We start from the raw sequence: 7,836 nt of genomic DNA, 5'->3' as shown, positions 1-7,836 counted from the left end.
GGTGTGCGACGGTCCGGGGCGGGGCGGGGCCCGCGCCCCGGGCCGTCGCGTCACCGCGGCCTACCCCGCGCCGGGAAGCGCGGCACCGGAAGTGAACTTGTTCAGGACGTTCTCGGTGATCCGCGTCAGATCGTTGTTGTAGTCGTTGTGGAAGAACTGGCCGCTCCACACCATCGACGAGGCCGAGAACACCGCCCCGCCCTTCGGGTAGTGGATCAGCGTCACGTCGCCGCGGACCATCGGGTTGGTGTTTCCGCCCTCGAACAGCGACGAGGTGTTGATCTCCTCGACGACGTGCATGTACTGCTCGCCGAACCGCTGGGACGTGCCGAGCACGATCGCGTTGGCCGGGGTGCCGAGCGAGTAGTCGACGCGGTCGACCTCCTCGCCCATCGGCCCGCCCGGGCTCTGCAGGCTCGGCAGGCCCTCACCGATGCCGTCCTTCTTCGACACGCCGTCGAACACCCAGGCTCCGGCCTCGGAATAGCTCGCCTCTGAGCGGTCGAACGGCTTGTTGTACTGCGCCGAGCCCGTCGGATTGCCGAACCCTTGAGCGGAGAAACCGACGCCGAGCAGTTCCTGCGGGGGCGTTCCGCGGAAGCGCCACAGTCCGCCGTACTCGCCGTCGGTGCTGTGGTAGTACTCGCCGGGGGCGGCCTGCCACGCCTCGGTGCCGTCATGGCGCCGCAGCTCGGTGTAGGTCCTGGACTTGTCGAGCGCGGTCACCCAGTAGAAGCCGTTGCCTCCCAGGTACATCAGCCGTCCGCCGTCGTTGAGCCAGCCCTTGATCGACTCGAACTCGGTGGTGGAGATGTACTCGGGGTGGGTGCCGGTGATCACCGTCTGGTAGCCGTCGAGGATCTTCCTGCCCTCGCGGTCCACGTCGTGGTCGGTGATGTAGTCGACGTTGTACTTCTTCGTCTCCAGCCAGTCGAAGATGTGCGTGTCCGCCTCGAACGCCCACGGGCGGCCCTCGCCCTTCGGGCCGGTCGTGAGCGACCGCAGGTTCTGGATCGGGCGCCGCTGGCTGGAGTAGACGTACCCGCTGCCGTCGGCGTGGTCGGAGTACTGGCTCATGGTGCCGCCGGTCTGGCCGTAGGCCAGGTACGTCAGCGTCGGCACCAGCATCGCGATCTTCGACGTCCGCTTCTTCGGCCGGACGACGAACGTGGCGTGATAGACCTTCCCGTCCGCCTCCAGCCGGGCGGCGTAGACCCCGCTGCGGGCGTTCTCCGGCACCTTCCAGGTGAACGTGGGCTTCCACGCGGCGTCGCCCAGGTCGTCCTCGTGGAAGTGCATCGCCCCCCACTGCTTGGGGTCCTGGTTGTAGTTCATCGTCTTGCGGTCCCAGGAGTGGCTGGTCATCGCCCTCACCGGAAGGTTCACCGCGCGTCCGTCCAGGCCCCGCGAGCCGGTGCTCGCCACCTTGTCGCCGGACATGTGCTTGGAGAAGTCCCACGCCGCGGACGGGCGCGACGCGGTCCTGCCCTTGGCGGCGGCGTCCAGCTCACGCTTGCCGAGCGCCCGGTCGTAGAGCGCGGGCGACTCGATCTTGCCGTTGTAGAAGCCGGCGGGGTGGTCGTCGCCCGAGCGGTTCCAGTAGGCGGCCATGAGCAGCGGGTCCGCGGAGTGCCGAAGATCCCCGCCGATCCGCTTGGTCACGGTCGCCCCGGAGTCGTCGGGAGCCGTCGAGACGGGCCGCTGTGTCACGGTGACCTGGCGCGTTCTCGCGTCGTAGGAGGCCGCGACGAAGTACCAGCCGGAGTTGTTGACGTGCTGCGGCCGGGGGTTCTTGTTGAAGTACATCTCCGGGCCGCCCATCGCGGGCGCCCAGGGCTTGAGCTTGACGCCGGTCGAGACGCTCTCCCCGCCGATTCGCAGGGCGGCCGCGCCGGTCTCGTCGATGAACAGGCCGTACCCGCGCTTGTCGGCCTCCGACCACTTGGTGACCAGGCCCTGCGCCCGCGGCGTGCCGACCGGCGTGCGCTTCAGCGCGGTCCTGTTGTAGGGCGACCCCGGGATCGTGGACGGGGCGACCCAGGCCGTGAGGGTGAATCCGTCGTCCGGCCTGAGCCGGTCGTCGTCGGGCACGGTGACGTACGAGCCCAGCGGGAGCCGCTGGTCCGCGCCGGGGTAGGTGCGGTTGACCGGGGCGTCGATCACCTGCTCCTTGACGCCGGGGCCCGCGGGGTCGGCGTCGCCGTGGCTGACCCTGACGATGGTGGACTTGAACGCCTTCGCCTTGGTACTGGCCATGATCTTGACCGATTCCCCGGGCTCGACGCTGAGCCGGTCGGGGTAGCCGCTGATGCCGAGGCGGTCCAGCTGCTCCTGCGGGGGCACCGGCTCGGTGGGAAGCGGCTCGTCGGGCACGTAGTTCACGGGCGACGCGTTGGCGCCCGGGGCGCCGGCCGCCTGCGACTGGGCCGGAAGGACAGCGGCCACCAGGATGCCCACTGCCAGCACGGCCGTTCCGGGTCTTGCTCTGGACTTTCTCATGGGGGACCTACCTCGGGATGGGGGTTGGTGCGTACGAGGCGCGGTTGGCGGGAGGTCGAGAAACATCCGTAATGGGACACAGGCATTGATCTATGGACAGAGAGTCTGTTACGTGACGAACAAACGAAAGATCGAGGTTTTGGGGCAGCGTCGAGTGGCCCTCTACGTGCGTTGAGCACACTTGCCGCGTGCGATGAACGGTCGAATCTCCACGGCGAACGGTAGGCAGGGGGTGCGTCTCACCCCTGAGCCTCGGTGGCAGGTCCCTCTCGCAGCGCTCAGCGCAGACAGGGGTGTGACGGCTTCGTCCGCGGCTCGACGGCAGACCTTGACCTCTAGCCCAGGGCCGACGTGGCAGCCCGATCTAACGGCTCAACCTACGGAAGAGAAGACAAGTCCCCGAGGGAGCGATGACGTCGGGCATGCGCGGCCCGATCGCTGTTGAGATCGCCCAGCATGAGCATGAGCACGAGCACGAGCACGAGCCGTGCCGCCTGCGGACGGCACGGCTCGGTTGCCGGATCAGCGGTAGCGGTAGATGGCCCCGTCGATCTCCTCGGGGTTCTCGATCAGGCCCACTCCCCACAGGGACCGGGTTCCGGGAATCAGCGCCAGCTCCCTGATGCGCGCGGGGCGGCCCGCCGCGTCGATCGTCGCCGTTCGCCAGGTGCCGTCCGCCGCCCGGTGCATCAGCGGCGTGGCCTCGGGCGTCGGACCGGAGGAGTCGTCCCAGCCGGTGATCCACAGCCCGCCGCGTCCATCGGAGGCGAGCCTGTTGGGGATCCATGTGCCGGGGATTTCCTGGCTTCGCCACGTCCTGCCGTCCCAGTGGGCCAGGACGGGCCGCTCCTCATGCTGTTCCGTCCCGTCCGACCGGTAGAGGTTCCCGGTCACCCACACGTCGTGGCGGGACGTCGCGAGGACGTCGCGCAAATGCACGCATTGGTACGGGCCGCCCTCGTCGGGCTGCGGGATGTCGGGCGGCAACGCGTCACCGACGGGCACCGAACGCCATCGCCTGCCGTCGTAGTGCGCGACCGTGCGGTCGCCGCAGCCGGTCGACCGGGTGGCGCCCACGGCCCAGATGTCGCGCGCGGAGACGGCGCTGCCGCGTTCCAAGAGGAGATCACCGACATCGGCCTGGCGCCACCGGCTGCCGTCGAAATGCCAGGTCCCGACGCCGGCGCCGGCGCGTGAGTAGCCGAAGACCCAGACGTCGCGGCGGCCGGTGGTGATCACGTCGCTGGTCAGCCCCTCCTCCCACCGGTGGGACGACGTCCAGGCGCTCCCGTCCCAGCGCAGCGCGTACGAGGGACCCGCGTCACCGTGGTCGGCGATGGCCCACACGTTCTGGGCCGATGTCGTGCTGGCGGCGTCGATGTATCCGACGACCTCGTCAGGCAGGGCGACGTTGCGCCACGCGCCGTCCACCCAGCGCTTGGCGATCGGACGCATGGGCGGCGTGTCACCGATCACGCCCCCGAACACCCAGGCGTTGCGCTTGCTCGACGTGGCCACCGTCCCAAAGTCGTCCCAGCCGGGATTGGGGCCGGCCTCGACGACCCGCCATCCCGGATCGTCCGCCTGGGCGGGCACCGCCGCGAGCGTCGCCGCCAGCGCGGACGCCAGCAGCGCGGCCCCGCACGCCACGGCCCGTCTCGTTCTGATCATCACAGACTCGTCCCTCCTCATGGGGACTGGTGAAGGTCGCCCCGTCGTTTCATGACCTTCGTGATGAGGACGGGCGTCCGTGCCGAGGAGAGCACTGCGGCGACCACTGCCGGACACGACGTTTATCGGAGCTCACCTCCGGATCCGCCACGCGGTGACGGCAACGAGTGTCACAGGCGCCCGGCAAGCAGACCGCAGACCATAGGGCCGCGCTGGCCACCGGCCGACAATTGGATCGGCCGTGAGGTGGCTCTACCTTGCCCCGGTATGCCGGTTCGGGCGGCCATGGTCGAGCCAGGCGCGTTCCCATTGGCGAGTCAGTGCCGGGTAGATGACGAGGTAGCGGAACGGAAGGATGAAGGCCATGTAGAGCCGTCCGAACAGGCCGTTGGGTTTGACCAGTGCCGCCATACGCAGTTCGTATTCGCCGTCGTCGGTCGGCACCCAGCCCAGATGCATGATGTCGTGGACGGTCTTGTTGCCCAGTTCGCGGGCCGCCTCGTTGTCGAGCTGGTACACCTCGGAGAACGGGTCGCTGCAGGGGACGGCGTCATCGGCGGTCCGGGCGAGGTCGTGGGGGAGGCGGTCGCGCAGCGATTCGACCCGTCCGGCCAGGCCCGCCTGTGGGGTGTCCCAGCCGAGCAGGGCGCCGAGCTTCCAGCGCACGGCGAACAGGAATCGGACCGCGGCCGGGTCCTTTCGGGTGTCGTAAGCGGTCTTCAGCGCTTCGACCATCACGGGGAAGTCGTCGGGCCCGGCGCCGGGCGCGCGGAAGGACCAGACGTCCTCGATCCGGAAGTCGTGGGTGAACTCGTGGATCCGCCACGGTTGTGCGGTGTGGGCGGTTTTCGGCAGTCGCATCAGTCATTCCTTCCGAGCCGATGTGCCCTGTGGGCCGGGCCGGGGGTCGAGGCAAGGACGAAACCGTTAGTTCCGGAACCATTGGTTTCGATACCTCTGGTTCCGTATGATGCACCCATGTCCGCTCGAAGGCAAGCTCGCCACCAGGGGGGCCGCCCCCGAGACAGCCGCGTCGACGACGCCATCGCCTCCGCCGTCCAACAGCTGCTGACCGAGGTGGGATACACCCGGCTCACGATGGCCGAGGTGGCCACGCGAGCCGGCGTGGGCAAGGCGGCGATCTACCGGCGCCACGCCACCAAACAGGAGATGATCTTCGACGTCCTGCTGCCGGACCGCTTCCTGGCCGTCGCGCCCGACCGCGGATCGCTCCGCGCCGACCTCGCCGCCGTCCTCGCCGAGATCGCGGACGCCATGGCCTCGCCCCCGCCGGGGACGGTCCCCGGCCTGCTGGCCGACATCCATGCCGACCCCGCACTCCAGGACCGGTTCGACGAGAGATACCTGGGCGCCCAGCGCCAGACCCTCACGGAGATCCTGGACCGCGCGGCCGCGCGCGGCGAACTCACCACCCGCCCCGACCCGGCCACCCTCAACGCCCTGCTCGTCGGCCCCGTCTTCGCCTGGCTCTTCCTGCTGTCCGAATCCCCCGACCGGCTCCCCGCCCTGACCACCGCACTACTCGACGCGACACTCGCCCTCACCACCACCGGGGCCCCCAGTTGAGGGCGGCCCCTGTGACCTGACCCTAGATAAACGATCAAGAATGGTTGCACCCGCGCTACAAGCACAGCTCAGCGCCGACCACACGCCCGATCACGTCTTTTCCCTCACCCTCGAACCCGCCGAGTAGGCCTTGGCAGCGTCGCGAGGGGCCTCATTGAACGAGCTCGACCAATACGGCGTCGCGTACCTCTGCGGCGGGCCGTCCAGGGTCGTCCATGTCGCGGTGTTCACCCTGGACGAGCGGCGCGGCATCTCCAGACGGTTATCCACAGATCGGGCAGGGCGCGCTGGAGGGCGGCGAGCGGTAGAGACTTGACCTCGCACGGCTCGGCGGGCTGCCCCTCAACGGGTGACGACCCCTGCGGACACCCCCGAGCAGGTGTCTATCGGCGTCGGAGCGCTGCTGGGCGTCGTGGCGTTGATCATGGTCGCCGTTGCGGCCTACCGATTTCGTTCATCCACGGAAGGTCTGGGTGGGGAGGTGGATCGTGACGATGAGCCCGCCGGTGGGGCGGGGGGTGAGGTCGAGGGTTCCGTGATGGGCTCGGACGATGCTGTTCACGATGGCCAGTCCTAGGCCGACGCCCGCGTGCTGATCGGTGCGGGTGCGCTGGGTGCCGCGCTGGAAAGGCTCGATGAGGGTCGGTATCAGGTCCGGTGGGAGCAGGTGCCCGGTGTTCTCGACCTGAAGGACGCTCGTGTGCTGCAGCGACGCGGTGTGGATGGTGACGGTGCCGCCGGTGGGCAGGTTGTGGACGATGGCGTTCTGGACGAGGTTCGTCACCATCCGCAGCAGGAGTTCGGCGGAGCCGTGGGTCTGTGCCGGGTGGCCGGTGACGGTGAGGGTGATCTCGCGTTCTTCGGCGAAGGGGAGCAGCGTCTCGGCGGCCTGTTCGGCGAGCAGGGACAGGTCGACGGGCTCGCGGGTGAAGTTCTGGCGGTCGCTGCGGCTGAGCAATAGCAGCGCCTCGGTGAGGTGGATCGCCCGGCTGTTGACGGTGTAGAGGCGTTCGATGAGTTCGGTCCGGTCACGGGTGGGGTCGGTGCGGGCGACGTCCAGGAGTGTCTGGGAGATGGTCAGCGGGGTGCGCAGCTCGTGTGAGGCGTTGGCGGCGAAGCGCTGCTGTTCGGCGACGTGGGCCTCGAGTTGGCCGAGCATGGTGTCGAAGACGTCGGCGAGCTCGCGGAATTCGTCGTTCGGGCCCTTCATGTCGATCCGGTGTGAGAGGGATCCGGTGGCGGCCCGCCGTGCCGCATCGGTGATCTGGGTGAGGGGTGCGAGCATCCGGCCGGCGAGGATCCAGCCTCCCATCAGGCCGAACACCAGGAGGAAGCCCAGTGCCTGGGCCGCGCGGGGCACGAAGGCGCGCTGAAGGTCGGAGCGGTTGGGAACGAACGGCTGCGGCTCCAGCGGCCAGCCGTTCCCGCCGCCCCTGGGCCCGTTCACGATCGTCCCGTCGGGGACGTAGCGGAGCAGGAACATCCAGACCACGGCCAGCAGCAGAGCCCCCGCCAGCATGAGGAACCCGGCGTAACTGAGGGTGAGCTTCAACCGGGTACTAAGCCCCGGACGCCTAGTCATCAGCACCACCAGGGCCGCCCCTAGGGCCGCCACCAGTGCCGCCACCAGGGCCGGGGTCGAGGGCACTGCCAGTGCTGCTGCCAGGGGCGCCGCCAGGGCCGCTGCCGGGGCCGGGGTCGAGGGCGCTGCCGGTGCCGCTGCGGGGGGTGCCGCCTGGGCCGCCGCCTGGGCCGCTGCCTAGGCCGTTGCCGGGGGCGCTGCCAGGGCCGTTGCCAGCGCGGCTGCCTGGGCCGCTGCCAGGGGCGTTGCCGGGGCGGCTGCCAGGGGCGTTGCCAGCGCGGTTGCCGGGGGCGTTGCCAGTGCCGCTGCCAGTGCCGCTGCGGGGGGCGCCGCCGGGGCCGCCGCCTGGGCCGCTGCCGGCGCTGCCGTCTGGGCCGCGGCCAGGGCCGTTGCCAGCGCGGCTGCCGGGGGCGTTGCCTGGGCCGTTGCCGGGGGCGTTGCCGGGGCGGTTGCCGGGGGCGTTGCCGGGGCCGCTGCCAGTGCCGCCACCAGTGCCG

At 69.8% G+C, this 7,836-nt stretch carries 5 protein-coding genes and 1 pseudogene; 1 reads left to right on the top strand and 5 read right to left on the bottom strand.

Features of this window, described 5'->3' with window-relative positions:
* Positions 1-60: 60 nt before the first annotated feature.
* The 3 genes from E1287_RS40535 to E1287_RS40525 form a co-directional block, all read right to left on the bottom strand.
* Positions 61-2,466: a N,N-dimethylformamidase beta subunit family domain-containing protein gene (locus tag E1287_RS40535; RefSeq protein ID WP_131971009.1), complete on the bottom strand. Its 2,406-nt coding sequence runs from the start codon at positions 2,464-2,466 to the stop codon at positions 61-63.
* Between the two features lie 555 nt (positions 2,467-3,021).
* A complete protein-coding gene (locus tag E1287_RS40530) occupies positions 3,022-4,170 on the bottom strand; it encodes a hypothetical protein (protein ID WP_131971007.1) in 1,149 nt (382 codons plus the stop codon).
* A 252-nt stretch (positions 4,171-4,422) separates the two neighbouring features.
* On the bottom strand, positions 4,423-5,031 hold the full coding sequence (locus E1287_RS40525; protein WP_131971006.1) for a DUF2867 domain-containing protein: 609 nt from the start codon (positions 5,029-5,031) through the stop codon (positions 4,423-4,425).
* A 117-nt stretch (positions 5,032-5,148) separates the two neighbouring features.
* Here E1287_RS40525 and E1287_RS40520 point away from each other — a divergent pair, with 117 nt between their 5' ends.
* A complete protein-coding gene (locus tag E1287_RS40520; RefSeq protein WP_131971004.1) occupies positions 5,149-5,757 on the top strand; it encodes a TetR/AcrR family transcriptional regulator in 609 nt (202 codons plus the stop codon).
* A 454-nt stretch (positions 5,758-6,211) separates the two neighbouring features.
* Here E1287_RS40520 and E1287_RS40515 read toward each other — a convergent pair whose 3' ends face one another.
* Together E1287_RS40515 and E1287_RS45205 are read right to left on the bottom strand one after the other, a co-directional pair.
* Positions 6,212-7,309: a HAMP domain-containing sensor histidine kinase gene (locus E1287_RS40515; protein ID WP_279508651.1), complete on the bottom strand. Its 1,098-nt coding sequence runs from the start codon at positions 7,307-7,309 to the stop codon at positions 6,212-6,214.
* Positions 7,310-7,331: 22 nt separating this feature from the next.
* A pseudogene (locus E1287_RS45205) lies at positions 7,332-7,836 on the bottom strand (translation initiation factor IF-2); the annotation flags it as partial.

The organism is Actinomadura sp. KC06, from assembly GCF_004348735.1.
GTDB lineage: Bacteria > Actinomycetota > Actinomycetes > Streptosporangiales > Streptosporangiaceae > Spirillospora.
Note: the sequence above shows the minus strand (reverse complement) of the source record. Positions and strands in the feature narration are given on the sequence as shown.

Coding starts and splice junctions, on each gene's coding strand:
- E1287_RS40530 (WP_131971007.1), bottom strand. CDS start 4,170: ATGATCAGAACGAGACGGGCCGTGGCGTGCGGGGCCGCGCTGCTGGCG.
- E1287_RS40525 (WP_131971006.1), bottom strand. CDS start 5,031: ATGCGACTGCCGAAAACCGCCCACACCGCACAACCGTGGCGGATCCAC.
- E1287_RS40520 (WP_131971004.1), top strand. CDS start 5,149: ATGTCCGCTCGAAGGCAAGCTCGCCACCAGGGGGGCCGCCCCCGAGAC.